24 protein-coding genes, 2 pseudogenes and 2 riboswitches are annotated in these 26,294 nt (G+C 70.4%); of the genes and pseudogenes, 10 read left to right on the forward strand and 16 right to left on the reverse strand.

Translation table 11 applies throughout. The features are described from left to right. Positions 1–234: pseudogene (locus tag ACWEN3_RS05110) on the forward strand (TIGR03086 family metal-binding protein); the annotation flags it as partial. Here the strand turns inward: ACWEN3_RS05110 and ACWEN3_RS05115 are convergent. Continuing rightward, positions 221–1,084 carry a thioesterase family protein gene (locus ACWEN3_RS05115; protein WP_452965817.1) on the reverse strand — a complete coding sequence of 288 codons (864 nt, stop codon included), beginning with the start codon at positions 1,082–1,084 and terminating at the stop codon, positions 221–223. The pseudogene ACWEN3_RS05110 and the gene ACWEN3_RS05115 overlap by 14 nt on opposite strands. 163 nt (positions 1,085–1,247) lie before the next feature. Between ACWEN3_RS05115 and ACWEN3_RS05120 the strand changes: the two genes are divergently transcribed. After that, complete coding sequence (locus tag ACWEN3_RS05120) at positions 1,248–2,528, forward strand: alpha/beta hydrolase (protein ID WP_452965819.1); 1,281 nt, start codon at positions 1,248–1,250, stop codon at positions 2,526–2,528. Here ACWEN3_RS05120 and ACWEN3_RS05125 read toward each other — a convergent pair. The 10 genes from ACWEN3_RS05125 to ACWEN3_RS05170 form a co-directional block, all read right to left on the reverse strand. After that, entirely contained in the window at positions 2,437–3,096 is a 660-nt protein-coding gene (locus tag ACWEN3_RS05125; RefSeq protein WP_452965822.1) for a trimeric intracellular cation channel family protein, read from the reverse strand. The two genes, ACWEN3_RS05120 and ACWEN3_RS05125, sit on opposite strands and share 92 nt — an antisense overlap. A gap of 47 nt (positions 3,097–3,143) precedes the next feature. Then, positions 3,144–4,535, reverse strand: coding sequence for a M1 family metallopeptidase (locus ACWEN3_RS05130; protein ID WP_452965824.1), 1,392 nt, complete (start codon positions 4,533–4,535; stop codon positions 3,144–3,146). A gap of 100 nt (positions 4,536–4,635) precedes the next feature. Then, a complete protein-coding gene (locus ACWEN3_RS05135) occupies positions 4,636–6,027 on the reverse strand; it encodes an ABC transporter ATP-binding protein (protein ID WP_452965827.1) in 1,392 nt (463 codons plus the stop codon). Positions 6,028–6,038: 11 nt separating this feature from the next. Beyond that, positions 6,039–7,121 carry an ABC transporter ATP-binding protein gene (locus ACWEN3_RS05140; RefSeq protein ID WP_452965829.1) on the reverse strand — a complete coding sequence of 361 codons (1,083 nt, stop codon included), beginning with the start codon at positions 7,119–7,121 and terminating at the stop codon, positions 6,039–6,041. Continuing rightward, a complete protein-coding gene (locus ACWEN3_RS05145; protein ID WP_452965831.1) occupies positions 7,118–8,128 on the reverse strand; it encodes an ABC transporter permease in 1,011 nt (336 codons plus the stop codon). Before ACWEN3_RS05145 ends, ACWEN3_RS05140 begins: the two co-directional genes overlap by 4 nt. Before the next feature lie 90 nt (positions 8,129–8,218). Then, a complete protein-coding gene (locus ACWEN3_RS05150) occupies positions 8,219–9,961 on the reverse strand; it encodes an ABC transporter substrate-binding protein (RefSeq protein WP_452965833.1) in 1,743 nt (580 codons plus the stop codon). Positions 9,962–9,988: 27 nt separating this feature from the next. Continuing rightward, complete coding sequence (locus tag ACWEN3_RS05155; RefSeq protein WP_452965835.1) at positions 9,989–10,987, reverse strand: ABC transporter permease; 999 nt, start codon at positions 10,985–10,987, stop codon at positions 9,989–9,991. Positions 10,988–11,430: 443 nt separating this feature from the next. Continuing rightward, positions 11,431–12,204, reverse strand: a complete 774-nt coding sequence (locus ACWEN3_RS05160; RefSeq protein WP_452965890.1) for an enhanced serine sensitivity protein SseB C-terminal domain-containing protein — start codon at positions 12,202–12,204, stop codon at positions 11,431–11,433. Positions 12,205–12,379: 175 nt separating this feature from the next. Then, on the reverse strand, positions 12,380–13,171 hold the full coding sequence (locus ACWEN3_RS05165) for an enhanced serine sensitivity protein SseB (protein WP_452965837.1): 792 nt from the start codon (positions 13,169–13,171) through the stop codon (positions 12,380–12,382). Between the two features lie 41 nt (positions 13,172–13,212). Then, positions 13,213–13,932, reverse strand: a complete 720-nt coding sequence (locus ACWEN3_RS05170) for an AAA family ATPase (protein WP_452965893.1) — start codon at positions 13,930–13,932, stop codon at positions 13,213–13,215. Between the two features lie 171 nt (positions 13,933–14,103). After that, a riboswitch (glycine riboswitch) is annotated at positions 14,104–14,208 on the forward strand. Next, positions 14,209–14,321: riboswitch (glycine riboswitch) on the forward strand. A gap of 43 nt (positions 14,322–14,364) precedes the next feature. Here ACWEN3_RS05170 and gcvT point away from each other — a divergent pair. The 7 genes from gcvT (at position 14,365) to ACWEN3_RS05205 (ending at position 21,536) form a co-directional block, all read left to right on the forward strand. Next, positions 14,365–15,483 (forward strand): glycine cleavage system aminomethyltransferase GcvT, encoded by a 1,119-nt coding sequence (gene gcvT, locus ACWEN3_RS05175; RefSeq protein ID WP_452965839.1) that lies wholly within the window; start codon positions 14,365–14,367, stop codon positions 15,481–15,483. A 138-nt stretch (positions 15,484–15,621) separates the two neighbouring features. After that, positions 15,622–15,999 (forward strand): glycine cleavage system protein GcvH, encoded by a 378-nt coding sequence (gene gcvH, locus ACWEN3_RS05180; RefSeq protein ID WP_452965841.1) that lies wholly within the window; start codon positions 15,622–15,624, stop codon positions 15,997–15,999. A gap of 14 nt (positions 16,000–16,013) precedes the next feature. Further along, on the forward strand, positions 16,014–17,276 hold the full coding sequence (gene glyA, locus ACWEN3_RS05185; protein ID WP_452965843.1) for a serine hydroxymethyltransferase: 1,263 nt from the start codon (positions 16,014–16,016) through the stop codon (positions 17,274–17,276). A 104-nt stretch (positions 17,277–17,380) separates the two neighbouring features. After that, positions 17,381–18,748, forward strand: coding sequence for an L-serine ammonia-lyase (locus ACWEN3_RS05190; protein ID WP_452965845.1), 1,368 nt, complete (start codon positions 17,381–17,383; stop codon positions 18,746–18,748). Positions 18,749–18,807: 59 nt separating this feature from the next. Then, a complete protein-coding gene (locus ACWEN3_RS05195) occupies positions 18,808–19,767 on the forward strand; it encodes an asparaginase (protein ID WP_452965848.1) in 960 nt (319 codons plus the stop codon). A gap of 146 nt (positions 19,768–19,913) precedes the next feature. Further along, complete coding sequence (locus ACWEN3_RS05200; protein WP_452965849.1) at positions 19,914–20,945, forward strand: phosphatidylinositol-specific phospholipase C domain-containing protein; 1,032 nt, start codon at positions 19,914–19,916, stop codon at positions 20,943–20,945. Positions 20,946–20,981: 36 nt separating this feature from the next. Further along, a complete protein-coding gene (locus ACWEN3_RS05205; protein WP_452965850.1) occupies positions 20,982–21,536 on the forward strand; it encodes a glycoside hydrolase family 25 protein in 555 nt (184 codons plus the stop codon). Positions 21,537–21,546: 10 nt separating this feature from the next. Here ACWEN3_RS05205 and ACWEN3_RS05210 read toward each other — a convergent pair whose 3' ends face one another. The 3 genes from ACWEN3_RS05210 to ACWEN3_RS05220 form a co-directional block, all read right to left on the reverse strand. Next, on the reverse strand, positions 21,547–22,206 hold the full coding sequence (locus ACWEN3_RS05210; protein ID WP_452965852.1) for an NADPH-dependent F420 reductase: 660 nt from the start codon (positions 22,204–22,206) through the stop codon (positions 21,547–21,549). Positions 22,207–22,369: 163 nt separating this feature from the next. Beyond that, positions 22,370–22,582 (reverse strand): EF-hand domain-containing protein, encoded by a 213-nt coding sequence (locus tag ACWEN3_RS05215; protein ID WP_452965855.1) that lies wholly within the window; start codon positions 22,580–22,582, stop codon positions 22,370–22,372. 60 nt (positions 22,583–22,642) lie between these two features. Beyond that, positions 22,643–23,554 carry a helix-turn-helix domain-containing protein gene (locus ACWEN3_RS05220; RefSeq protein WP_452965858.1) on the reverse strand — a complete coding sequence of 304 codons (912 nt, stop codon included), beginning with the start codon at positions 23,552–23,554 and terminating at the stop codon, positions 22,643–22,645. Between the two features lie 48 nt (positions 23,555–23,602). On the opposite strand from ACWEN3_RS05220, the pseudogene ACWEN3_RS05225 reads away from it, so the two are divergent. After that, positions 23,603–24,257: pseudogene (locus ACWEN3_RS05225) on the forward strand (N-acetyltransferase family protein). Here the strand turns inward: ACWEN3_RS05225 and ACWEN3_RS05230 are convergent. Continuing rightward, a complete protein-coding gene (locus tag ACWEN3_RS05230) occupies positions 24,228–25,415 on the reverse strand; it encodes a YVTN family beta-propeller repeat protein (protein WP_452965860.1) in 1,188 nt (395 codons plus the stop codon). The pseudogene ACWEN3_RS05225 and the gene ACWEN3_RS05230 overlap by 30 nt on opposite strands. Next, positions 25,415–26,233 (reverse strand): polysaccharide deacetylase family protein, encoded by an 819-nt coding sequence (locus tag ACWEN3_RS05235; protein WP_452965862.1) that lies wholly within the window; start codon positions 26,231–26,233, stop codon positions 25,415–25,417. Before ACWEN3_RS05235 ends, ACWEN3_RS05230 begins: the two co-directional genes overlap by 1 nt. Positions 26,234–26,294: the final 61 nt, after the last annotated feature.

The following is a 26,294-nucleotide window of genomic DNA, read 5'->3' on the forward strand; positions in this document are numbered from 1 at the left end:
GTGATGGAGATCGTCGCCCACACCTGGGACCTCGCCGAGGCCCTCGGGCACCCGCACGAACTCGACCCGGAGCCGGCCCGGTTCGCGCTCGCCACGGCGCGGCGGGTGCTGCCCGGGTCCCTGCCGCGCGACGAGGAGGTCCCCTTCGACGCCCCGCGTGAGGCCCCCGAAGGCGCCGGTCCGCACGAGGAGCTGGCGGCCTGGCTGGGCCGCGCCCCGCTCAGCCGAGCCTGACCCGGGCCAGCTGCCGGGACTGGGCGACCAGACGGTCCTCGCTGTCCCAGACCTCGGCGTCCTCCTCCAGGAAGCCGCCGGCCAGGTTGCGGGTGGTGATCGACACCCGCAGCGGGCCGGGGGCCGGGCGGTGGCGGACGTGGACGGTGAGCTCGACCGTGGGGACCCAGCCCTTGAGGCCGATCTCGAAGGCGGTGGGCGGCAGCGCGTCCACGGCGAGCAGCAGCGAGAGCGGGTCGGCGTCGCGGCCGTCGGCGAGCCCGAACCAGGCGCGCATCTCGCCCTTGCCCGACGGCGCGCCGAGCGCCCAGCCGAGGGTGGCGGGATCCAGCCTGAGCATCAGCCGGTCGGCGATGGCGTTGCTGCCGTCGATCGGGGCGGGTCCGTCCTCGGGGCCGAAGCACCGGTCCGGCGGCGGGATCGCGGGCGGGGCCGCGGTCGTCCGGACGTCGTCGGGGAGGGCGGAGAGGTCGCCGTAGGAGGCGAGGACGCGGATGCGTTCCACCTCGTTGCCCTCGTCGTCGTACTGCAGGAGCGAGGCCTGCCCGGTGGAGAGGGTGCGGCCGGTGCGGACCGTCTGCGTGCGGACGACCGCCGGGCCGGGCCGGGAGGCGGTCAGGTAGTGCGCGGAGATGGTGAACGGGTCCGGGTGCGGGAGGGCGTCCGCGAGGGCCCTGCCGAGCACGGCCAGCAGATAGCCGCCGTTGACGGCGCTGATGATGGTCCAGCCGGCCGAGAGGTCGATGTCGTAGACACCGGGCTCGCGCCGGGTGACCGCGGTGTCGCGGTCGAACTCGCTGTCACCGATCACGGCCCGCGACGGGGAGGGGGCGGAAGCTGCTTCTGGCATGCATGAACGGTACAACAAGAAACTACTAAGCGGTAGCTTTTTCTGTGACCGCGAGATGACAAAATGCTTTTGAATCCATCCCCCGGGTGAGGTTCCGGCAATTTCTAGGTAAGTGCCCAGACACGTCCGTAACCCCGAGCCCCTGTTTCCCCTCTATGGGGACATGAGCCTCACCGGGACTCCGTTCCTCTATACGACCATCGTGCTGGCCGTGGTCGCCCTCATACTGCCGCTCCTCCTGTGGTCGCGGACGCGCGGGCCGAAGCCCCTTCGCATCGCGACCCGGGTGCTGATGCTGCTGTTCGCCCAGGGCACGGCCGTCACCCTGGTCTTCGTCCTGGTCAACAACCAGAACAACCTGTACGACAACTGGGCCGATCTGTTCGGTACCGGAAACCACGTCCAGCAGGCCGCCGACCTCGGCCGGGACGGCACCGGCGGCATAGCGGTGACACGGTTGCCCAAGGTCAAGCAGACCTTCACGGCGGCCTCGGGGCCCGGTATGCACGCGGCCGGCGGGGTGCGCGTCACCCAGCTCAAGGGCCAGGTCTCGGGCGTGAACGCCGAGGTCTACGTCTGGCTGCCGCCGCAGTACGACGACCCGGCCTACCGCAACAAGAAGTTCCCGGTCGTGGAACTGCTGCCCGGCTACCCGGGTTCGGCCAAGGCCTGGTTCGGGTCGATGAAGGCGCACGAGCAGCTGCTGCCGCTGATGCGGAGCGGCCAGGTGGCGCCCTTCATCCTGGTCGCCCCGCGCACCAACCTGCTGGCCGGCGTCGACACCGGCTGCGCCAACATCCCGGGTCAGGTCAACGCCGACACCTGGCTCAGCATCGACGTGCCGAAGATGGTCACGGACAACTTCCGTGCCCAGCCGGCGCCGCAGGGCTGGGCCGTCGCCGGGTACTCGGCGGGCGCGCACTGCGCGGTCAAGCTGGCCGTGGCGCACCCCGACCGGTACCGGGCCGCGGTGAGCATGTCGGGCTACAACGACCCGATCGGCGAACGCAACTCCCTCGCCGCCCAGAACCCGGAACTGCGCGCCGAGAACAACCCGTACACGATCCTGAAGAAGCAGCCGGTGCCGCCGAGGATCTCCCTGTACTTCTCCGGCGAGTCCGGCGACGGCTACCAGGCGGGTGTGGCGCTGGAGTCCATCGCCAAGGCGCCGACCAGCGTGCACGTGGTGTTCCTGCCGCGCAGCGCGGGCGGTCACACCATGGCGCTGTGGCGGCCGCAGGTGCCGACGGTGTTCCGCTGGCTGACCCTGCAGATGGGCCAGAACCACGCGAAGGGCCGGGACCACTCCCTCAACGGGAACGCCGGCTCCCTTACCCGGAGGGCGAGCGGGACTACTCCTCGGTCACCGTCGACCGGCGGTTCCACGCACGCGGAGCTCGCCAGTGGAACCGCATCGCGAGCAGGCGCAACACGAAAGCGGTGACGACCGCGAGCCCACTGGTGAGGGGGGTCAGGGCGTCATAGCGGATGCAGAGCACGACCATGGTCGCGCCGACGATCGCTGGGACCGCGTACAGGTCGCGGTCCCAGCGCAGCAGTGAGGGCACCTCGTTGGCGAGCACGTCGCGCAGCACGCCACCGCCGACGGCGGTGGCGAGGCCCAGCGTCGCCGACGCGGTCAGGTTGAGGCCGTAGCTGTACGCCTTCGTCGTACCGCTGACGCAGAACAGGCCGAGGCCGGCCGCGTCGAAGACGAGCACCGCGGACTGGATCCGTTCCACGTGCGGGTGCAGGAAGAAGACCACGAGCGCGGCGAGCAGCGGGGTGAGGAAGTACCCGAGGTCCGTGAAGGCCGCCGGGGGCACGGCCCCGATGACCACGTCCCGGAACAGTCCCCCGCCCAGCGCGGTGACCTCGGCGAGCACGGCGATGCCGAAGATGTCGAAGTTCTTCCGGACGGCCAGCAGCGCGCCGGAGATCGCGAACACGAAGATGCCGACCACATCGAGCGTGTGCTGGACGGAGGGACTGAAGAGTTGCTGGAGCTGCACCCATACATTCTCACCCGACGCCGGGTGTGAACCTTACAAAGCCAGGATCACAGGGCAGGTTTCCCTGTTGTGAACAGCCAGGTGTGGAAGAGGTCGCCCAGCTGCTGCCCGCTGACCTGCTCGGCGAGGCGGATGAAGTCGGCGGTGTCCGCGTTGCCGTACCGGTGGAGCTTCGCCCAGGCCGGCAGCAGCCGGAAGAAGGCCTTGTCCCCGATCCGCTCCCGGAGCATCTGGAGCGTCATCGCGCCGCGCTGGTAGACGGCGAAGGCGAACATGGTGTCGCGCTGCGGGTCGGCGACCTTGATCTGCCAGAAGGGCGAGTCGGCGGGCAGGGCGTTGTAGTTGGCGACGAGGGAGTCGTGGGCGGAGCGGGTGCCCTGGTGCTCGGCCCACAGCCACTGGGCGTAGGTGGCGAAGCCCTCGTTGAGCCAGATGTCCTTCCACTGGGCCACGCTCACCGAGTCGCCGAACCACTGGTGGGACAGCTCGTGCACGATGGTCGACTCGCTGCGCACGGCCGAGTAGGCGGGCTTGCTCTGCACCTCCAGGGAGAACCCGGCCTCCGGCATGTCGTCCACGATCGCGCCGGTCTCCTCGAAGGGGTAGGGCCCGAAGACCTTCGACCAGTAGTCCGTGGCGGCGGCGGTGACGGCGTACACGTCGACGCTGTTCCTGTTCTTCAGCACCGGGTCGATGGCGACGTAGATCGGGATGCCGCCGGGGGTGCGCCCGGTGCGGACGTCGAACTTGCCGATGGTGGCGGTCGCGAGGTAGGTCGCCATCGGCTTCGACTCGCGCCAGTGGGTGTACGTCGAGCCGTCCTTGTCGTGCGTCGAGACCAGCCGGCCGTTGGAGACGGCGGTCAGGCCCTCGGGCGCCTTGATCCGGATGTCGTAGGTGGCCTTGTCGGAGGGGTGGTCGCTGGACGGGAACCAGGTGGACGCGGCGTTGGGCTCACAGGCGACGAAGACTCCGTCGGCGGTCTTCATCCAGCCGTACTTGGAGCCGAACACGATGGGCCCGCTGAGGGGCTGGGGTACGCCGCCGTAGGTGACGGAGACCCGGAACGTCCGCCCGCGCTCCAGGCTTCGGCGCGGAGTGACGGTGACCTCGTCGCCGTCGCGCGTGAACTCGGCGCGCCTGCCGTTCACCTCGACTCTCGTGATCTCCAGCTGCTGGAGGTCGAGGTCGAAGGAGGACAGGTTCTGGGTGGCGCGGGCGGTGAGGGTGGTACGGCCGTCGAGGCGGCCGGTGCCGGGCGCGTACGCGACGTCGAGGTCGTAGTGCAGGGCGTCGAAGCCGCCGTTGCCGAGCCGCGGGAAGTAGGGGTCGCCGACGCCGGGGGCGCCCGGGGTGGGGGCGGGAGAGGCGGCGATGACAAGGAAGGAGGCCGCCGCGGTCGCGAGGGCCCCGAAACGTGCCGAACGGGAGAGTGTCATGAGTCGTCCCTTTCGAGCGTGTACCGATCATGGGTCGGACACGGACGACTCTGCACTCTCCCGTTCAGGCATGTACATGACTTTGCCCAGTTGTCATGTGTTACTTGTCGGTTGACTCCTGGGACTTGGGCGCCGGCTTGGTGGCTCCGGTCGAGTCCTCGTCGGCGGCAGCCTCCTCCGAAGCGGCCGCGGGGGCCTCCTCGGCGGCCTCTTCCGAGGTCTCCTCGGCAGTCTCCTCCGAGGTCTCGTCAGCGGCCTCCTCCGAGGTCGCCTCGGCGGCGCCCGCCGGGGTCTCCTCCGGGGTCTCCTCCGAGGTCGCCGCAGCGGTCTCCTCGGCCAGCTCCGCCGCCACCGCCGCCGACGTCTCCGCCGACTCCGCGAGGACCTCGTCGGCGATCAGCTCGGCCGCCTCCTTGGCCACGGACAGCAGCACGGTGTCCTGCGGCGCCTGGTCCTCGAAGTTCTCCGGGTGGTGGCACGCGACCCGCTGACCGGGCTTCAGCTCCAGCAGAACCGGCTCGGTCGTCTTGCAGATCTGCGTCGCCTTCCAGCACCGGGTGTGGAAGCGGCAGCCGCTCGGCGGGGCGATCGGCGAGGGCACGTCGCCCCTGAGCAGGATGCGCTCGCTCTTGACGTGCTTCCGCTTCGGGTCGGGGATCGGGACGGCCGACATCAGCGCCTTGGTGTACGGGTGCATCGGCGCCTTGTACAGCGACTCCCGGTCGGCGAGCTCCACGACCTTGCCGAGGTACATCACCGCGATGCGGTCCGACACGTGCCGGACGACCGAGAGGTCGTGCGCGATGATCACGTACGTCAGGCCAAGCTCCTCCTGGAGGTCGTCCAGCAGGTTCACGACCTGCGCCTGGATCGACACGTCCAGCGCGGAGACCGGCTCGTCCGCGACGACCAGCTTCGGCTTCAGGGCGAGCGCGCGGGCGATGCCGATGCGCTGGCGCTGACCGCCGGAGAACTCGTGCGGATAGCGGTTGTAGTGCTCGGGGTTGAGACCGACCACCGACAGCAGCCGCTGCACCTCCTTCTTGACGCCGCCCTCGGGCTGGACGCCCTGCAGCTTGAAGGGGGCGCCGACGATCGTGCCGATGGTGTGGCGCGGGTTCAGCGAGGAGTACGGGTCCTGGAAGATCATCTGCACGTCGCGGCGCATGGGGCGCATGCCGCCGGTGCCGAGGTGCGTGATGTCCTTGCCCTCGAACTCGATCTGCCCTGCGGTCGGTTCGAGCAGCCGGGTGATCAGCCGGCCCATCGTCGACTTGCCGCAGCCGGACTCGCCCACGACGCCCAGGGTCTCGCCCTTGCGCACCTCGAAGTCGATGCCGTCGACGGCGCGCACCGCCCCGACCTGCCGCTGCAGCAGGCCCTTGCGGATCGGGAAGTGCTTCTGGAGCCCGCTCACCTTCAGCAGGACCTCGCCGTCGGAGACGGCGGCGCCCTCGATGGCGGCACCGTCACTCTGCGCGGGGATGCTCACTTTTTCGTCGCTCACAGCTTCGGCGCAATCTCTTCGGTCCAGATACGCTCCCGCTGCTCCTGCGTCATGTGGCAGGCCGCCCAGTGCCCGCCGCCGACCTCGGTCAGCTCGGGACGGACCGTGCGGGTGACGTTGTCCTTCGGGATGTCCGCGTACGGGCAGCGGGGGTTGAAGGCGCACCCGGACGGGACGTTGATGAGGGAGGGCGGCGAACCCTTGATCGGGATGAGCCGGTCGGTCTCCTCCCGGTCCAGCCGCGGCATCGAGCCGAGCAGGCCCCAGGTGTAGGGGTGGCGGGGCGCGGAGAAGACCTCTTCGGCCGGCCCGCGCTCCACGCACCGGCCGCCGTACATGACCAGCAGGTCGTCGGCGATCTCGGCGACCACACCGAGGTCGTGCGTGATCATGATGACCGCGGAGCCGAACTCCTTCTGCAGGTCCCGGATCAGGTCCAGGATCTGCGCCTGCACGGTGACGTCCAGGGCGGTGGTCGGCTCGTCGGCGATGAGCAGCTCGGGGTTGTTCACCAACGCCATCGCGATCATCGCGCGCTGGCGCATACCGCCGGAGAACTCGTGCGGGTAGCCGTCGACGCGCTTGGCCGGCTCCGGGATGCCCACGCGGTCCAGCATCTCGATCGCCCGCTGCCGGGCGACCTTCTTGCTGACCTTGTGGTGGACCCGGTAGGCCTCGATGATCTGCGCCCCGACCGTGTAGTAGGGGTGCATGGCGGACAGCGGGTCCTGGAAGATCATCGCCATCTTGCGGCCGCGCAGCCGCCGGACCTCGTCCGGGTCGGCGCCGATCATCTCCTGGCCGTCCAGCCACACCTCGCCGGAGACCCGGGCGTTGGCCGAACGGTGCAGGCCCATCACGCCGAGCGAGGTGACGGACTTGCCGGAACCGGACTCACCGACGATGCCCAGGGTCTTGCCCCGGCGCACGTCGAAGCTGACTCCGTCCACCGACTTGACCAGGCCGTCGTCGGTGTTGAAGTGGATGCGCAGATCGCGTACGGAGAGGAACGCGTCGTCGGCTTCGGAGGGGGCGGAGCCGGCCGGTTCGCCGACCGCCGCCTTTTCGAGCTTGCTCACGAGTACCTCACCCGGGGGTCGATGGCTGCGTACACCAGGTCGACGACGAGGTTGCAGAAGACGATGAAGAACGCGGCGACCAGGGTCACGCCCATCACGATGGGCAGGTCGTTGTCCTTGATGGCCTGGATGGAGTACGCGCCGACACCCTGCAGGGAGAAGACGGTCTCGGTGAGCACCGCGGTACCGATGAGGGTGCCGAAGTCCATACCGAAGATGGTCACGATCGGGGTGAGCGTGGAACGCAGCCCGTGCTTGGTGACGACCACGGACTCCTTGAGGCCCTTGGCGCGTGCCGTCCGGATGTAGTCCTCGCTCATCGTCTCCAGCATGCCCGCCCGGGTGAGCCGGGCGTAGGTGGCGGAGAAGAGGAACGCGAGGCTGACCCAGGGCAGCAGCAGGTGCCAGGCCCAGTCGGCCGGGTTCTGGGTGAACGGCACGTAGTCCGTGCTGTCCCAGATGGGCCACTGGTAGACGAACAGAGCGTTGATCACCTGGCCGGTGAAGAAGATCGGCAGCGAGACGCCGGCGAGGGCGATGAACATCGAGATGCGGTCCACCGGCTTGCCCTTGCGGAGCGCCGAGACGACACCGGTCGTCACACCGAAGATCAGCCAGATCACGGCCGCACCGACGGCCAGCGAGAAGGAGACCGGGATGCGCTGCTGGAGCTGGGGCCACACTTCGACGTGACTCTTGAAGGAGTACCCGAAGCAGGGGGCGCTGCAGTGCGTGGCGTCGGGGCCGTAGTTGTAGTCGGCGCCTGCGAACAGGCCCTTGATGTAGTCCCAGTACTGCATGTAGATGGGCTGGTCGAGTCCCAGATTGTGCTTGATCGCGGCGACGGACGCGGGGTTGGCGTCCTTGCCGACGTACTGGGTGGCCAGCTGGGTGGCTGTCTGGCCGCCTAGGCGGGGGACCAGGAAGAAGATGGCGAAGGTGACTGCGCTGACCACCAGCAGCAGTACCAATGCGCCGAAGACGCGTCGGATGATGTACGCAGCCACAGCTGTGCGGCTCCGGGTGACCGGGGCGGTGTGTGTCCGCCCCGGCCACCCGGTGCCTTCACCTGCCTTTCAGGGGTATCCGGCCTGCTGTTACTTCGAGGAGCTCAGCAGCAGGTAGTCATACATGCCGAGGTACGCCTGCGTGACCGTGACGTTGGTCGCGGACGTGGGCCTGATCAGCAGGTTCTTGCGGTAGACCAGCGGAACGACCGAGGCGTTGTCGGCAACCATCTTGTCGATGTCACCCCAGGCCTTGGTGCGGGCCGCGGCGTCGGTGTTGCCGATGGCCGCCTTCAGAGCGGCGTTGATCTTCGGGTCGTTCAGCTCCATCAGGTTGTTGCCGCCCGAGGGCTTGATGGCGCTGCCGTCGATGATCTGGTCCAGGAAGCCGTAGCCGGTCGGCCAGTCGGCGCCCCACGCCATCATCATCATGCCGAGCTTGTGCTGGTGGACGTAGCTCGGGACACCGGCGAAGTTGGCGAAGTACTTGCCGGAGGGGAACTGCTTGATGTCGACGTTGATGCCGGCGGCCTTCAGGGAGTTCTGGATGGCCGTGGCGCCCGCGATCTCGGCGGGACGGTCGGAACGGGCCGTCAGCGTGGTGGAGAAGCCGTTCGGCTTGCCGCACTGCTTCAGCTCGTCCTTGGCCTTGGCGATGTCACCCTTGTGGCCCGCGGACGGGTACTCGTCGAACTTGGCGTAGCCGTTGACGGACGGCGGCAGCAGCGTGGTGGCCACGTCGCCCTTCGGCGAGCCGCCCATGGCGTCGATCACCGACTGCTTGTCGAGCGCCCACTGCACGGCCTTGCGGCAGTGGACGTTGTCGAACGGCGCGACGTGCAGGTTCAGCGCCATGTAACCGGTGGCGCCGGCGTACGAGTTGTCCGTCTGCTTGGCGTACTTGCCGCTCAGGACCTTCGGCTGGGTCTGCGGCTGCACACCGGCACCGGATATGTCGGCCGTGATCTTGTCAGCCATCAGGTCGTTGTCGATCGAGACCGGGTTGACCTTGAACTTGACGTTGATCTTGTCCGGCAGCGCCTTGCGGATCGGGTCCGTCTTCGGGTCCCAGTTCGGGTTGCGGACGAGGCTGGCGCTGGCGCCCTCCTCGTACGAGGCGAACTTGTAGGGGCCGGAGGACACGATGTGCTGGACGTACTTCGCACCGTCGTCCTTCGCCTGCGGCACGGGGGCCGTCTGGGAGAAGGTCGCCAGGTAGTCGAAGTCGGCGAACGGCTGGTTCAGGTGGAAGACGATCGTGCGGTCGTCCGGGGTGGCGATGGAGTCCAGGCCCTTCTTGTCCTTGTAGGGGCCCTTGTACTTGTCACCGCCCTGCAGGTACGCCTTGAAGTACGTCGGGCCGTTGGACAGGGCCTCGGGCGCGAAGTTGGAGCGCTCGATCGCGTACTTGACGTCCTTGGACGTGATCGGGGACCCGTCGTCGAACTTCAGGCCCTGACGCAGGTGGTACGTCCAGGTCTTGGCGTCCTTGCTGGGCGTGCCCAGGGACTCCGCGAGGTCCGGGACGACCGTGAGGCCGTCCTTGCCCGCGGCCGGCTTGAACGTGACGAGCGTCCGCGCGTACAGGCGCGAGAAGTTCTGCACGAAGCCGTAGTAGGTGTTGCCCGGGTCCAGGGAGTCGGGCACGTCGGAGTCTTCCAGGTTGACCGTGCCCCCCTTCTTGCTCGACGCGTTGACGATGGAGTCCAGCGCCGCGTCCTTCGTTCCGTTGCCGCCACTGCTGCTCTTGCCGCCCCCGCCGCCGCACGCGGCCGCACTCAGGGACAGCACCGTGACCGAGGCCACGGCAGCGAAAACCCTTCTCGTCTTCACGTTGAGGAAAGCCCCTCTATCGATGGATCACTTGCTGCGAGGGTCGAGCGCGTCACGCAGCCCGTCACCCAGCAGGTTGAATGCCAGGACGGTGATGAAGATCGCCAGTCCGGGCACGAACATGTACTGCGGATCTGCGGTGTAGAGATCCACGGCGTTGCTGAGCATGCCGCCCCAGGAGGCCTGCGGCGGAGCGATGCCGACTCCGAGGAAGCTCAGAGCGGCCTCGAAGAGGATGTTCGTCGGGATGATCAGCGTCGAGTAGACGAGGATCGGCGCGACGAGGTTGGGGAGCAGCTCCCGGAACAGGATGTACGGGCCGCGGGCTCCCAGACTGGTGGCGGCCTCGACGAACTCCCGCCTGCGCAGGGTCATCGTCTGGGCGCGCACGATACGGCCGATGTACGGCCAGCTGAAGAAGCCGATCACGAAGATCAGCACGGAGATGCGCAGCGGCAGGCCGTTGAGGCCGAAGAAGCCGTCCTGCACGGACGCCGAGATGGCGATGGCGAACAGCAGCAGCGGGAACGCCAGGAAGGTGTCCATGAGCCTGCTGATGACGCTGTCGATCCAGCCACCGTAGTAACCGGCGACGACGCCCAGCACGGTACCGATGACCACCGAGAGGAGGGTGGCGCCACCGGCGACCAGGAGGGAGACCCAGGAGCCGTCGATGATGCGGGCGAGCATGTCGCGGCCGTACTGCGGCTCCACGCCCAGCGGGTGGGCCCAACTCATGCCGCCCCAGGCGGCCTTGGGCGCCAGCAGCGCGGGGTCGATGAGGTCCTGGTGGAACTTGTCCGGGTCGAGTCCGAAGATCGACTCGATCGGCTTGGCGAGAACCGCCATCAGCACGAGCAGCACGACGACGACGCCGCCGGCCACGGCCATCTTGTCCCGCTTGAACCGGGTCCAGGCGATCTGGCTGAGTGAACGCCCTTCGATCTGGCTCTTCTTGGCCCCGGCGAGCACGGACTCGGGAGGCGCTCCGGCCTCTGCCCCGGTGGTCTCGATCGGTGCGGTCACAGTTGACCTGACCCCTCTCGCCGGTGGTGACCGGCCTTTGTCCGCCGCTGTGGGCGGCTTGGTTCACTTACCTGCGCCGGCCGCACGTGGGTGACGGCCCCAAAGTTCCAACTGATCCTGTGACTGGTTTCGATCACAGGATCGATGGCCTCGCGTCTTGAGAGGCGAGTCTTCAATGCGGTCTCGATCACGCGCCAGGCCCGATGGAGAAAGTATGCGCAAACGTGATGCCGCCTAGGGGATTCCGTTATCCGAACAGGAGGAGCTGTCTGCCGGACACGGACATTGGGGGCACCGCACCCCGAACCGACAGGGGCATGCGGGGCAGTTGAGAACAGACCCACACGACCGTGACCGGCGTCACATCACTCCGAAACGGCAGCTGGAAGCCCGGTCGGGCCGTAAATCCGTGAAGCCTCGCCCCGCCGCGTGGACCCGGTCGGTCAGTAGCCCCCGTGTACTGGCGGGTACCCGTACCCGGCCGCCGGAGCCTGGGGCGGGGCCTGGAGCTGCGGGGCGGGCGCGTGGGCCTCGCGGTCGTAGAACGGGCGGACGTTGGCCCACATCCACATCACGACCGGGTCGTAGTCGTCGGTCATGGCGACCGTGGACACCGGCAGCCCCTCCGGGACCGCGCCGATGGACTGCTGCATCATCGCGCGCACCGAGTCCACGGCGGCGGGCGAGGTGTCGTACACGTCCAGGCCGAGCGCGAGGTAGGGCGCCCCGAGCGCGGGCTGCACCCAGGCGCGGCGCAGGGAGCGCAGCGCGGGGGTGCGGTGGGCGTTCTGCGCGAGCAGGGCGTAGAACTGCGGGATCTCGATGCCGGGTTCCGTGAGGCGCAGCGGGCCGGCGGGCTGGCGGTCCAGGCCGGTCGCGATGCGGCGCAGGTCCAGCCAGGGGATGCCGACGCCGCCGCCCGGGGCGTGCGGGTTGAGCCAGAGGCCGTAGTGGTCGGGGTAGAGGGTGCGGGCCACGTCGAGGCCGTCGACCACCTCGTAGGAGCGGTTCCATCCGCTGGCGGACAGTTCCTGGGCGGAGGTCACGCACGGGGCGTAGTGGAAGCCGTCGACCTCCATGTTCCCGTACTGGGCGTCCGGGGAGCCGCCCTGGCCGTGCCACAGGAGCATCCAGATCTGGCCGGAGGACGGGGCGGCGAGGGCGCGCAGCAGGGCCTCGTAGGCGTCGTAGCGTCCGGGCGTGACCTGGCGCAGCATGTGCTCCACGCTGCCGCTTGGGCTCGCGCTCACCTGTCTTACCGCCCCTTCGCCTCTTCCCCACGTTTGGACACAGCTTAAGCGCCAGCCGGCCCGGGGCCCTGTGCCCGTGCGCGGGTGCGGGTGCGTCGTGGCCCGTCGCGCAGGTCGGGCCGGCCGGCCCCCGGCCGGTGGATCAGTGGCCGTACTGGTAGAACGGCCGGACGTTCGTCCTCAGCCAGTCGCCCACCGGGTCCTCGGCCACGTCCAGCAGCACGAGGTTGACCGGCCATGCGACCGGGACCCGGCCCAGGGCCCGGCCCAGGGCCTCCAGGGGGCGGGCGCGCAGGTCGCCCTCCCACTGGGAGAGTTCGACGCCGACGAACAGCACCGGGTCGCCCGTCTCGACGACGGCCAGGCAGCGGCGGGCGCTGAGGACCACTCCGGTCTCGGCGAACTCGGCGGAGGCGGCGGAGAGGAAGTCGACCGGGTCGTCCTGCCAGTCGGGCTCGAAGAGGCGGACGCGGCCGCCGGAGGCGAGGCCGTCGAGCGGGGTGCGGCCCGCGCGGCACAGTTCGGCGACGGCCTCCGGCGGGAGCGGGACGCCGACCACGCCCCCGGGGTTCACCGCCATGCCGGCCTGCGGGGGCAGGCCGCGCGCGAACTCCACGGCGGGGGCGACGGCGTACGACATGTGGGAGCCGGCCACCTGGCGGAACTGCTCCTCCGAGCTGAACACCGGCACGTACGCCTGGCCGTCGATGTCCAGCGTCGGCAGGTCCAGCGGGCCGCTGTGCGGGCCGCCGCCGGCCGGCAGCGGGATCCAGAGGAAGCTCCGGCCGAGGACCTCGATGATCCGGCCGCCCGCCGAGGGTATGCCGAGGGAGGCCGACAGCACCTCCTCCAGTTCGTTGCCGGGCCACCCGCCGTGCGGGTGGGGGTGTGCCTGTGCCGGGAAGTCCGCGGGAATGTCCGCCGGGAAGTCCATCTGCCTACCGCCTGCTGGGAACCACTGCTGTGACCAGAAGGCTAGCGGGTGGCTGTGACGGCGTCCGCCGCCCGGGCGGCGGCGAAGCCTATGCGGCGCAGGCCGTCCGCCGCGGCCCGGTCCAGGAGCACCGCCGAGCCGCAGCCCGCCGGCAGCTCGCCCCGCTCCACCGCGCCGAGCAGCCGGGCCGTCGTACGGCGGTGCCGGCCGAAGGCGTAGCGGGAGACGCCCCGGCCGCGCTCGCGCTGGCCCTCCCGGGCCGTCCCCGGCGGGACGTCGAGCAGCAGCAGGTGAAGGGCGCCGCCGCGGCGGCGGGCCTCGCGGGCGAGCCAGGCGCGCACCCAGGGCTGGGTGCCGCAGTCGTGCACCACGAGACCCGCTCCGGTGCGCAGGGCGCGGCGCAGGGCCGCGTAGTGGGCCGCGCGGACCAGGGGGCGGTAGAGGGCGTACGGCAGCAGGCGGGGCAGGCGGACCGCGAACCGGTCGCGGGTGTCCTGGGAGTCGATGCGGCCGCCCGCGACGGCGCGGTGCATCAGCGTGGACTTGCCGCTGCCGGGCAGGCCGGTGACCACCACGACGTCATGGGGGCCGAAGAGCAGGGTGCGCGGGCCGCGTCCGGCACGGCCGCGCAGGTCGCGGACGGCCGGCGCGGGGCGCTCGGCGCAGCGCTCGCGGGCCGGGGCGGAGGGCTGTCGCGGCACCGCGGCGCCGGTGGTGGCTGCGGTGCCGGTCGCGAGCGCCGTGGTCCTCTTCACCGTGATCGTCCTCCCCTGTGGCCCGGTAATATCCATGCCCGGCCTGCGTAAAGAGAAGGTAATGGGAAGTGTGCGACGGGTGGGTGCGCGTACCGCCACGGCTCGGTTACGGATGCGACCCTGACGGGCGGGGCCGTGGCGTGCAATGATGTGGCCGCCAACTGCATATCGGCCGCTTGAATCCGCGCGGGAGAGTCCCCGGGTCCCCTCTGGACCGCCCGGGGCGCCGAAGGAGCAAGTCCCTCCCTTGAATCTCTCAGGTACCGTTACCGCGCGGGCGAGGCACATCTGAAAAGCGGGCCGCTGTGTCAGTGGCTCCACCCAAGGTGCAAGCCCTGATCGCCCCCGTGGCGGTCCTGGCGAACCTCTCAGGTTCCGATGACAGATGGGGAGGAACGTTCCTCGCCCCATCCCCGTGCCCTGGGAGACGACCGACCGATGAGCAGTACCGAACTCCGCCGCACCGCGCTCGATGCCGTGCATCGCTCGCTCGGCGCGACGATGACCGACTTCGCCGGCTGGGACATGCCCCTGCGCTACGGCTCCGAGCGCGACGAGCACCTGGCCGTGCGGACCAAGGCGGGTCTGTTCGACCTCTCCCACATGGGCGAGATCACCGTGACCGGCCCCGAGGCGGCCGACTTCCTGAACATGGCCCTGGTCGGCAACATCGCCTCCATCGGCGTCGGCCGCGCCCGCTACACCATGATCTGCCGGGCCGACGGCGGCATCCTGGACGACCTGATCGTCTACCGGCTCGCCGAGACCGAGTACATGGTCGTGGCCAATGCCTCCAACGCCCAGGTGGTGCTGGACGCGCTGGACGAGCGGTCCGGGGGCCTCGAGGTCGAGGTGCGCGACGACCGGGACGCATACGCGCTGATCGCCGTGCAGGGCCCGGAGTCCCCCGGCATCCTGAAGTCGCTCACCGACGCCGACCTGGACGGCCTCAAGTACTACGCGGGGCTGCCCGGCACGGTCGCCGGCGTTCCCGTGCTGATCGCCCGCACCGGCTACACCGGCGAGGACGGCTTCGAGCTGTTCGTGAAGCCGGAGCACGCGGTCGGGCTGTGGCAGGCGCTGACCGAGGCCGGCGAGGGCGTCGGCCTGGTCCCGTGCGGCCTGTCCTGCCGCGACACGCTGCGCCTGGAGGCGGGCATGCCGCTGTACGGGCACGAGCTGACCACCGAGCTGACCCCCTTCGACGCCGGACTCGGCCGCGTGGTCAAGTTCGACAAGGAGGGCGACTTCGTGGCGCGCACGGCGCTCCTGGAGGCCGCCGCCCGCGCCGAGCAGAACCCCCCGCGGGTGCTCGTCGGGCTGATCGCCCAGGGCCGCCGCGTCCCGCGCGCCGGGTACGCCGTCGTCGCCTGCGGCGAGGTGATCGGCGAGATCACCTCCGGCGCCCCCTCCCCCACGCTGGGCAAGCCGATCGCCATGGCCTACGTCGACGCCGCGCACGCCGCGCCGGGCACCGAGGGTGTCGGCGTGGACATCCGGGGCAGCCACGAGCCGTACGAGGTCGTGGCGCTGCCCTTCTACAAGCGCCAGAAGTAGACACTGGGCGGCGACCGCGCCCCGCACGGGGCCGGTCCCGCGGCGGGCACGTGACCCTGCGCACATTCGCCTGCCCACCAGCAGTTTCCACAGTCTCCCCATCACCATCACTCCCGCGCGTACAGGAGAATCCAGGCCATGAGCAACCCCCAGCAGCTGCGCTACAGCAAGGAGCACGAGTGGCTGTCGGCCGCCGAGGACGGCGTCTCGACGGTCGGCATCACCGAGTTCGCGGCCAACGCGCTCGGCGATGTGGTCTACGCCCAGCTCCCCGAGGTCGGCTCCACCGTCGAGGCGGGCGAGACCTGCGGTGAGCTGGAGTCGACCAAGTCGGTCTCCGACCTCTACTCCCCGGTCACCGGCGAGGTCACCGAGGTCAACGAGGACGTCGTCAACGACCCGTCGCTGGTGAACTCGGCCCCCTTCGAGGGCGGCTGGCTGTTCAAGGTGCGCATCGCGGAGGAGCCGGCCGAGCTGCTCTCCGCCGACGAGTACACCGCGTTTTCCGGCAGCTGAGGAGTCGTAGCCGAATGACCGTCCTGAACACCCCCCTGCACGAGCTGGACCCGGAGATCGCCGCCGCCGTCGACGCCGAGCTCGGCCGCCAGCAGTCCACCCTGGAGATGATCGCCTCCGAGAACTTCGCGCCGCTCGCGGTGATGGAGGCCCAGGGCTCGGTCCTCACCAACAAGTACGCCGAGGGCTACCCCGGCCGCCGCTACTACGGCGGCTGCGAGCACGTCGACGTCGCCGAGCAGATCGCCATCGACCGGATCAAGGAGCTGTTCGGCGCCGAGTACGCCAACGTGCAGCCCCACTCCGGCGCCTCCGCCAACCAGGCGGCCCTGTTCGCGCTGGCCCAGCCCGGGGACACCATCCTCGGCCTGGACCTGGCGCACGGCGGCCACCTGACCCACGGGATGCGGCTGAACTTCTCCGGCAAGCAGTTCAACGTGGTCGCGTACCACGTGGACGACTCCGGCCTGGTCGACATGGCCGAGGTCGAGCGGCTCGCCAAGGAGCACCGCCCGAAGGTCATCATCGCGGGCTGGTCGGCGTACCCCCGCCAGCTGGACTTCGCCGAGTTCCGCCGGATCGCCGACGAGGTCGAGTCCTACCTGTGGGTCGACATGGCCCACTTCGCGGGCCTGGTCGCGGCCGGTCTCCACCCGAACCCGGTGGAGCACGCGGACGTGGTCACCTCCACCACGCACAAGACCCTCGGCGGCCCGCGCGGCGGCATCATCCTCGCCAAGAAGGCGTTCGCGAAGAAGCTGAACTCCTCCGTCTTCCCGGGCTTCCAGGGCGGTCCCCTGGAGCACGTGATCGCGGCCAAGGCGGTCTCCTTCAAGGTCGCCGCCTCGGAGGACTTCAAGGAGCGCCAGCGCCGTACCGTGGAGGGCGCCCGCATCCTCGCCGAGCGCCTGACCGCGGCGGACGCCCGCGAGGCCGGTGTGAACGTGCTGTCCGGCGGCACCGACGTGCACCTGATCCTGGTCGACCTGCGCGAGTCCGAGCTCGACGGCCAGCAGGCCGAGGACCGGCTGCACGAGGTCGGCATCACGGTCAACCGCAACGCGGTCCCGAACGACCCGCGCCCGCCGATGGTCACCTCCGGCCTGCGGATCGGTACGCCGGCCCTCGCGACCCGCGGCTTCACGGCCGAGGGCTTCGCCGAGGTCGCCGACGTGATCGCCGAGGCGCTGAAGCCGTCCTACGACGCGGAGGCCCTGCAGGCCCGGGTGAAGGCCCTGGCCGACAAGCACCCGCTGTACCCGGGTCTGAACAAGTAAGTCACCTTTCTCGGGGTACCGCGCACACTGGAGGTGTCCGGTGGGCGCGGTACCCGCCCCCCAGTACCACCTTTTGCACCACCCCCGTATTGAGGAGTCCCTCCGTGGCCATCTCGGTCTTCGACCTGTTCTCGGTCGGCATCGGCCCGTCCAGCTCCCACACGGTCGGCCCGATGCGCGCGGCGCGCATGTTCGCCCGCCGGCTGCGCAACGAGGACCTGCTGGCCTCGGTGGCGTCGCTGCGCTGCGAGCTGTACGGCTCCCTCGGCGCTACCGGCCACGGCCACGGCACCCCGAAGGCGGTGCTGCTCGGCCTGGAGGGCGCCTCCCCGCGCACGGTCGACGTGGAGACGGCCGACGAGCGGGTGGAGGCGATCAAGGCGGCCGGCCGCCTGAACCTCCTCGGCGAGCACGAGATCGCCTTCTCCTTCGACGACGACCTGGTCCTGCACCGCCGCAAGGCGCTGCCGTACCACGCCAACGGCATGACGGTCCTCGCGTACGACGCCGACGGCAAGGAGCTGCTCTCCAAGACGTACTACTCGGTCGGCGGCGGCTTCGTCGTGGACGAGGACGCGGTGGGCGCGGACCGCATCAAGCTGGACGACACGGTCCTGAAGTACCCCTTCCGCACGGGCGACGAGCTGCTGCGCCTGACCAAGGAGACCGGCCTGTCGATCTCCTCCCTGATGCTGGAGAACGAGCGCGCCTGGCGCACGGAGGAGGAGATCCGCGCGGGCCTGCTGGAGATATGGCGGGTGATGCGCGAGTGCGTGCGCCGCGGCCTGTCCCGCGAGGGCATCCTGCCGGGCGGCCTGAAGGTCCGCCGCCGCGCGGCCGTCTCGGCCCGCCAGCTGCGCGCCGAGGGCGACCCGCTGGCCCACGCCATGGAGTGGATCACGCTCTACGCGATGGCCGTGAACGAGGAGAACGCGGCGGGCGGCCGCGTGGTGACCGCGCCGACCAACGGCGCGGCCGGCATCATCCCCGCCGTCCTGCACTACTACATGGACTTCGTGCCGGGCGCCGACGAGGACGGGGTCGTGCGCTTCCTGCTGGCCGCGGGCGCGATCGGCATGCTCTTCAAGGAGAACGCCTCCATCTCCGGCGCCGAGGTCGGCTGCCAGGGCGAGGTCGGCTCCGCCTGCTCCATGGCCGCCGGCGCCCTCGCCGAGGTCCTCGGCGGCTCCCCCGAGCAGGTGGAGAACGCCGCGGAGATCGGCATGGAGCACAACCTCGGCCTCACCTGCGACCCGGTCGGCGGCCTGGTCCAGATCCCCTGCATCGAGCGCAACGGCATGGCCTCGGTGAAGGCGGTCACGGCCGCGAAGATGGCCATGCGCGGCGACGGCTCCCACAAGGTGTCCCTGGACAAGGTCATCAAGACCATGAAGGACACCGGCGCGGACATGTCGGTCAAGTACAAGGAGACGGCCCGGGGCGGGCTCGCGGTGAACATCATCGAGTGCTGAGCCGGTACTCGGGCCGACGTGGTGGCCGGCCGGGGCGGCCGGGGAGAAGGGGGCGGACTGTGCACGCGGTGGTGGCGGAGGTCTGGCGCGGCGACTTCCTGGAGTCGGTGCACCACGGAACGGTCCACGCGGCCGATCCGCGGGGGCGGACCGTGCTGAGCGTCGGCGAGACGGACCGCCCGATGTACCCCCGGTCGGCCAACAAGCCGCTCCAGGCGCTCGGCATGCTGCGCGCCGGACTCGGCCTGGACGGCGAACTGCTCGCGCTGGCCTGTGCCAGCCACTCCGGCGAGGCCGTCCACCTCGACGGCGTGCGCAGGATCCTCGAGGGCGCCGGGCTGGACACCGGCGCCCTGCGGTGCACGGCGGGGCTGCCCATCGGCGAGGCCGCGCTGCGCGCCCACCTCGCGAACGGCGGCGTGCCGACCACGCTGACGATGAACTGCTCGGGCAAGCACGCCGCGATGCTCGCCACCTGCGTCGCCAACGGCTGGGACACCGAGACGTACCTCGACCCGCGCCACCCGCTGCAGCGCGCCCTGCGCGAGACCGTCGAGGACCTGGCCGGCGAGAAGGTCGCCGCGACCGGCGTCGACGGCTGCGGCGCACCCCTGTTCGCCATCGGCTACCGGGGCCTGGCGCGCGCCTTCGCCAAGCTGTCCACGGGCGGGCCCGGATCCCTGGAGCGACGGGTCGCGCGGGCGATGAACGAGCACCCCGAACACGTCGGCGGGACCGGCCGGGACGTGACCCGGCTGATGCGGGCGCTGCCCGGGGCGGTCGCCAAGGACGGCGCGGAGGGCGTCTACGCGCTGGCGCTCCCCGACGGCTCCTGCGTCGCCCTGAAGATCGCCGACGGCTCCTCCCGGGCCCGCCCCGTCGTCATGATCGCCGCACTGCGCAGACTCGGCGTCGCCACGGACACCGACGAAGTCCTCGCCGAGCTGGCCACCGCCCCCGTCCTCGGACACGGCGAGCCGGTCGGCGCGGTGCGCCCCGCGCGGATACTGCACGGCTAGCCGTCCGGCTCCGTGCCGTACGCCCGCACCCACGCCCGGCCGCCCGACGGTCCGCGAGCGGCTGATGTTCCTCCAGGGGCTACCGTTCAGTAACCGCTCAGCCCTACGCTGCCCCCAACTCGACGGCAGCGAAGGGGAGTTGGGTCATGGGTGCATGGAGACGGGTCGCGGCGCTCGCGGGGGCCGCGGCCCTGCTGGTGGTCGGGGCGGGCAACGCCCACGCGGAGTCGGCGACGTTCTCCGGGACGACCGCGATCGGCACGCACAACGCGTACGACAAGGCCAAGTACACCTACTTCGCACAGGCGTTGGACTCGGGCGCCTCGCTGCTGGAGCTGGACGTGTACGTGGACAGCCTCACCCACCGCTGGCGGGTCAGCCACAGCAACCCGCTGGGCGACGACAACAACTGCGAGGCGGCGAAGACCCCGAGCCGGCTGTACAGCACCAACCGCAACCAGGACCTGGGCAGTTGCCTGGACAACATGGCCGCCTGGAACCAGTTGCACCCCGACCACCCGCCGATCGTCGTCAAGGTCGAGATGAAGGTCGGCTTCAACAACAGGGCGGGACTCGGCCCGGCCGCGTTCGACACGCTGGTCTCGCAGAAGCTCGGCGGCAGCGTGTACCGGCCGGCCGACCTGCTGGGCGGCGCGTACTCCTCCCTGGACGCGGCGGCCAAGGCCGACGCGTGGCCCTCCCGCGACTCCCTCCGGGGCAAGTTCCTCTTCGAGCTGATCCCGGGCACGGTGGAGCAGGCCAACCCCTTCGACCACTACTGGACGGACGAGGAGTACGGCGACCATCTGCGGGACCTGTACGCGGCCGGGAAGATCGCACAGGCCGAGGCCTTCCCCGCGGTGCTCGGCGCCGAGAACGGCGACCCGCGCGTCAGCCGGTACGACGCCTCGATCCGGCCCTGGTTCGTCTTCTTCGACGGTGACGCGGCGACGTACGTCAACAACGGCTACGACACCTCGTTCTACTCCACGAACCACTACATCTCGATCATGACGGGTGCCGACGGCGTGTCCCCGGCCATCTCCTCCACGAACCCGACGGACGCCGAAGTCGCCGCCCGGCTCGCCCTGCTGGCCAAGGACCACGCGAGCATCATCACGTCCGACTGGTCGGCGAAGTCCGCGTCGGTGCTGAGTTCGGTGACCACCCGAGGCTGAGGTTCCGGATGCCGCCGCAGGGGGCACAAATCCTGCATGCTGCACGGCATCGACGTAAGCGCCTTCCAGTCCTCCGCGTACGACACGGACGGCTCCTCCTTCGTCTTCATCAAGGCGACGGAGGGCCGTTCGTACGTCAACCCGCGGCTCACCGCCCAGACCAAGACGGGCCGCGACGCCGGGCTGGTCGTGGGCTTCTACCACTTCCTGTGGCCGGGCAACCTCACCGCCCAGGCCGAGCACTTCGTCCAGCACGCCCCCGAACGTCCCGGCGACATACTCGCCGTCGACTGGGAGACGACGGGCGACGGCACCCACGCGAGCAACGCGGAGAAGGACGCCTTCATCCGCAAGGTGAAACAACTCCGCCCGCACAACCGGGTCGTGCTCTACTGCAACCGCGACTTCTGGCTGACCGTGGACTCCACCTCCTACGCCGGCGACGGCCTCTGGATCGCCGACTACGTCACCGCGGGCAAGCCCCGCATCAAGGCGAAGTGGCTGTTCCACCAGTACACGAGCGATCCCCACGACAAGAACGTGGCCCAGTTCGCGAGCAAGGCCGAACTGCGGGACTGGGCCACGCCGTAGGACGGGCCGCCTAGCCCCGGAAGTCCGCCGGGCGTTCCGGGGAGGCTTCGGCGAGGGCCTTGCGGACGGCCTCGGTGCCGGCCTGGAGGCCGTAGACCGGGGTGCCGGGCTGCTGGCGCCAGGAGTCGTCGAGGCCGCCCGCGTCGACGGTGTCGAAGCCGAGCTCGTCGATGAGGTCGCGGACGATCCGCTTGGCGGACTCGTCGTCTCCGGCGACCGGGAGGGCGAGACGGCCGGGGTCGCCCGCGGGGCGGGGCCGGTCCAGGAGGTCCTGGGCGTAGGTGCCGTTGAAGGCCTTGATCACCGGGTGGCCGAGGTGCTCTTCGGTCCACCGGCTCTCGGTGCGGCCCTCGTCCTCGATGCCCGCGATCCGGCCGTCCCGCTGCGGGTAGTAGTTGCCCGTGTCGATCACCGCGGCGCCCTCGGCCGCCCCGTCCAGCAGGCCGGCGGGGAGGTGGGGGACCGCCTTCAGGGGGACGGTGACCACGACCACCTGCACGCCCTTCGCCGCGTCCTCGGCCCGGACCGGGGTCGCCCCGGTCTCCTCGGCCAGTTCCCTAAGCGTCTCGGGGCCCCGGGAGTTGGCCACGGAGACGTCGTGGCCGAGGGCGGTGAGCCGCCGGGTGAGGTTGCCGCCGATGTTGCCCGCGCCGATGATGCCGATCTTCATGAGGGGCCTCCGGGATAGTTCCATGCGTGCGCATACGTCTGTCCCGGGCGACAACCGCGCCGGCGCGGACCCTATTCCGGCACCGCGGCGAACGGGTGGCCAAGCGCCGCTCATGACGGAGGGGGTGCCTGTCCGTACGGACGGGCACCCCCTGCCGGGTACATCACTTGCTCAGGTAGGTCCAGAACTCGTCGAACGACAGCACCTTGTCGCCGTTGAGGTCGCGGGTCCTGATGATGGCCTCGGCCACCGTGTCGGTGACGTTCCAGTCGCCCCCCTGGGCCAGGGCGGACTTGAACTCCGCGGCGGTGATGAATCCGTCACCGTCCACGTCGATCCGCTGGAACTCCTTGCGTGCTTCCTCGATGTCCGCCACCGATCCGCCCCTTTTCGGTCGTGTTTCTCATGCCGTGCTGGCGTACTGACGCTGGTCAGATTAACGGCCCGGCCAGGCCTTCAGCGCCGCGACCACCCACCCGAACTCCTCCTGGTAGCGCCGAGGCTCCGGCTCGCCCTTGATCACGGCCGCCAACTCCCGGTAACGGGCGACCTCGTGGCCCAGATCGATCCGGCGCAGCACGGCCGCCCGGTCGGTGCCCGCCCCGAGCAGTTCGGTCAGGACGGCGTCCGCCTCCGGCGACTCGGGCGCCACGCCCCGTTCCCGCGCGGCGCCGACCAGTTCGACCAGCCGCACGAAGAACCGCGCCGAGGCGCCGGCCGGGGTGTCCGGAGTGCGGTCGGAGGCGTTGTACTCGATCATCCGGCGCATGGCGGCCCGGAAGTCCGGGTCGCTCAGCAGCTCCGCCAGTTCCACCCAGGCGTCGACCTGTTCCGGGCCGGGGTCGTCCGGCAGGCTCACGCCGAGGGTCCGGGTCCGCTCCCGGATCCACGGGTCCGCGGTGTCCAGGCCGCGGAAGATCTCCTCCACGAAGTCGTCGACGATCCGCTGCCGCTCCGCCGCCGACAGCCGGGCCAGTCTGTTCATCAGGGTCGTCTCCTCTGCGGTCGAGCCGCGTCGCGCCACGGTCGACAGCACCGCCCGGGTCACCTTCAGCGACCGGATCTGCGCGTCCAGCGCCGCCACATGGGTGGCCGCGACCTGCGCCACCGTCCGCTCCCCCGCCAGCACCCGCCGCACGTCGTCCAGGCCGAGGCCCAGCTCGCGCAGGGTGCGGATCAGCTCCAGGCGGGCGACGCAGGCGGCGTCGTACAGCCGGTAGCCGCCGCTGGACCGGGCCACCGGGGTGAGCACGCCCTCGTCGGACCAGTAGCGGATGGTGCGCACGGTCAGTCCGGTGGCCCGGGCGAGTTCGCCGATGGTGAGAAGTCCGGTGCCGTCGTCGATCATGTCTGCGAGTCTGGGCCTTCCAGTGGGTGGAGACTCAAGGAGCACGCGGTGGAGACCTTGCGGGACATTCTCGACGCGGCGGCGCACGGCCTCTTCCCGCCGGCGGACGGCCGTACGACGGTCGTGCCGCAGCCGTCCCCCCCGTGACGCCGGGGTGCTGTCCTTCACCGCGCACTCGGTGGTCTTCACCGACGAGGACCCGGCGTGGGTGTACGACACGCTGGGCGGCGTGGACTGCGACGCCCTGGCGGCCCCGCTGAACGCCCGGTTCCTGGCCGCCCTGCTGGACCGTACCGGGCGGCGGACGGAGACGGTCGACGCGCTGCTGGTGGGCTCGCCGCTGCCGGGTGGGCCGCCGCTCGCGCTGCGTGAGATAGATGACGCCGGTCGTCCCCGGGTCCGCTACGCCCACAGGCGCCGGGACGAGGTGCGTGCCTGGACGGCCGAGGGCGGGGTGCTCGTGGTGGGGCGCGGGGTCGCCGGGCGGCTGGAGGTGTCGGTCGAGGTGGACGAGGAGGCACGGCACCGGGGGCTGGGGCGGCTGCTGGTGGCCGCCGCCCGGCATCTGGTCACGGAGCCGCTGTGGGCCCAGGTCGCGCCGGGGAACGCCCGTAGCCTGCGGGCGTTCCAGGCGGCCGGTTACCGTGCCGTGGGTGCGGAGGCGCTGCTGCTGTCAGCGGAAGATGCCGGTGTGGCCCAGTGAGTAGCGGCCCGGCTGGGGGTAGACCGCGAGGCCGTGCGGTCCGCTGCCGACCTTGATGCGGGCCAGTTCGGTGCCGGTGCGGGTGTCGATGGCGTACACCTCGGAGTTGTAGCGGCCGGACAGCCACAGGACCTTGCCGTCGGCGGAGACGCCGCCCATGTCGGGGCTGCCGCCGCCGGGCAGGCGCCACTTCTTGGTGAGCCGGTTCTGGGTGAAGTCGAAGATGGAGATGGTGCCCTCGCCCCGGTTGGAGATGTACATCTCGCGGGAGTCGCGGCTGATGTAGAGGCCGTGGGCGCCCTTGCCGGTGGCGAGGAACCTGGGCTTGGTGAACTTGTCGCCGTCCAGGATCCACATGCCGTCGGCCATCATGTCGGCGATGTAGAACAGCTTGCCGTCCGGGGAGATCTTGACGTCCTGCGGCATCGCGCCGTGGAACGGCAGCTTCTCCTGGCGGATCACCTTCATCTGCGCGGTGTCGACCTTGAGGATCTCGCCGCTGAACTCGCAGGAGACGATGAAGTAGCGGCCGTCGACGGAGAAGTCCGCGTGGTTGACGCCGTAGCAGCTGACCGGCACCGTCTTGACGACCTTCATGGTGTGGGCGTCGCGGAAGACGAGTGCACGGTCCATGGAGGCCATGACGACGGCGTACTTGCCGTCGGGCGTGAAGTACAGGTTGTACGGGTCGTGCACGGCGACGGGCTTGCCCGCCTTGCCGGTTCTCGGATCGATGGGGGTCAGGCTGTTGCCGAGGTCGTTGTTGACCCACAGGGTCTTCAGGTCCCAGGACGGCACGACGTGCTGGGGCTGGTGGCCGACCGGGATGGTGCCGAGCACCTTGTAGGTCGCGGGGTCGATGACGGTGACGGTGTTGGAGTTGGTGTTGGGCACGTACACCCGGGAGGGGAAGTCCTTGACCACCGGGGAGAGGCGGCCGGGGCGGTCGGCCGAGTAGAGGTCGGTCGGGTCCTCGACCGGGGGCATCCCGGGCAGGACGTTCACCTGCTCCTTGTTCACCTGCGGCTGGAGGGGCGCCTTGCTGGCGGTGGGCTCGTTCTCGTGGTGCTGGTCCCCGCCGCTGCACGCGGACAGCAGGGACAGGGCGGTGAGGGCGGCGCCGGCGGCCAGCAGCCGGGCGGCTTTCGTGGTTCGCATCAGCTCAGCAGCTCCGTGGTGGTGACCGCGTGCAGGCCACGGCGGTCGAGTTCATGGAGGACGTCGGGGAGGGCGGCGACCGTGTCCGGGTACCCGAAATGCAAGCTCACCACCGAGCCGTTCCGCACCTCCGCGAGGACCTTGCGGGTGACGGCGGCGGCGCCCGGGCGGGTGTAGTCGAGCGAGTCGACCTCGTACGACAGGACGTGCGGGTAGCCCGCGGTGTGGGCCAGCCGGGCGACGAGCGGGGAGGCGGTCGGCGAGCGGGAGGGGCGGAACCAGGTGCCGATGGACCCGGTGAGCCGCTTCAGGCGGTCGGCGCAGTCGGTGATCTCCCTGCGGGCGTCCGCCTCGGCGAGGTCGTTGACGGCGATGTGCCGCTGGGTGTGGTTGCCGAGGTCGTGCCCGCCGTCGATGATGCGGCGGGCGATGTCGGGGTGTTCGTCCAGCCAGGTGCCGACGGCGAGCACGGTGAGCCGTGCGCCGTGCCGCTCGGCCGTGGTGAGCAGGGAGTGGGCGATGGCGGGGTCGCCCTGGCCGTGGAAGGTGAGGGCGATCTGCGGGCGGGTGCGCGGTCCGTGGGTGATCTGGACGGGCTGCCCGGGGTAGGCCCGGGGGGCGGGAGCGGCCCGGGCGCCGGTCGAGGGTGCGCCGGCGGACGGGCTGCCGGCGCTGGGGGACGTGGTCGTCTCGGCGGTCGGGGTGCCGGATGGGGCGGCCTGGCCTGCGCCGCAACCGGCGGCGAGCGCGCCGCCGGCCACGAGCCCGGCACCCGCGCGCAGCACCCCGCGTCGGTTGGTGGTGGTCACCCGCACCATTTAAGGGGCGCTAGGTAAGAAAAGCGCCGATTAGCCCGAAAGAGGGACGACTTCGGGTCGT

It is taken from the genome of Streptomyces sp. NPDC004561 (assembly GCF_053602155.1).